Source organism: Aureimonas ureilytica (genome assembly GCF_001475935.1).
In the GTDB taxonomy this organism is placed as follows: domain Bacteria; phylum Pseudomonadota; class Alphaproteobacteria; order Rhizobiales; family Rhizobiaceae; genus Aureimonas; species Aureimonas ureilytica_A.
Genome location: NZ_LDQA01000156.1, coordinates 1 through 818, shown reverse-complemented (window position 1 = coordinate 818; position 818 = coordinate 1). Strand labels below are relative to the sequence as shown.

Sequence of the window (818 nt, the reverse complement as noted above, 5' to 3'; positions counted from 1 at the left end):
GGCCGCGAGCATGGCCGGCCAGTTGCCCTTCGCGTTCACGCCGACCTGTGACGAGCTTTGCAGCCCGCTGTTGGTCGCGTTGGGGTGCGTTTCCGTAATGGTGATCGGGATGGATTCGCCAAGCGTGAGCGAGCCGGAGCCCTTCACGACAAAAGCGTCCGTCCCGTCGTCCACAAGCTTCAGCTTGTTGCCCGAAACCGTCAGCGTGAGGGTCGAGCCGATGGCGCGGCGTGCCACCCGAAACAGCGGCGTGTTCTCGCTCTCGTCCGCGTAGACGGAATAGGAGTTGGCCTGCGCGGTGGAGAACAGATTGTTCAAGGTGATCGGAGCGCCGGCAGCAACGGCGATCGTCATCGAGAGCTTGCGCCCCGAACTGGTCGTCAGCGTTGAAGCGATCGTGCCAACGGCGGAAGCCGTCAAGCCAACCAGCAGGGTGCGCCGCGACACGTCCAAGGTCAGCCTCCCATCGTTCGGCGCGATGGTGGCAATCGTTTCGCCAGCATTCAAGCCCGTGATGGATGCAATGGGCAGGCCGGCAGTTGCGCCGGCCGCGAACGAGGCAGACGCCGGGCCGAGGCCGTTTCCCCCACCGCCCGGCTGAAGAACGCCGGCACCGATGGCGCACGCGAGAGATCGCCTGCTCGCGGCAAGGCGGGCGGAAGAGACCATGTGAGGCTCCCGAAAGTCGTAGATGTGTTGGAATTTTTGGGTTCAGGCAGCTTCGTAAAATGCCGCGACGGCTGCTATGGCAGGCTTCGCCGCTGTCACCTGAGAAGCCATCAGGCCTTGAGCCATCTGATTGGGGTGGATGCCGTCAT

General features: G+C 63.8%; 2 protein-coding genes. One reads left to right on the top strand and one right to left on the bottom strand.

Going from position 1 to position 818, the window contains the following annotated elements:
• Positions 1-318 (bottom strand): hypothetical protein (locus NS365_RS24305; RefSeq protein WP_153003940.1); only part of this gene is annotated, 318 nt, incomplete at its 3' end.
• Here NS365_RS24305 and NS365_RS24300 point away from each other — a divergent pair.
• Positions 311-601 carry a hypothetical protein gene (locus NS365_RS24300; RefSeq protein WP_153003939.1) on the top strand — a complete coding sequence of 97 codons (291 nt, stop codon included), beginning with the start codon at positions 311-313 and terminating at the stop codon, positions 599-601. The two genes, NS365_RS24305 and NS365_RS24300, sit on opposite strands and share 8 nt — an antisense overlap.
• The last annotated feature ends 217 nt before the right edge of the window (positions 602-818 follow it).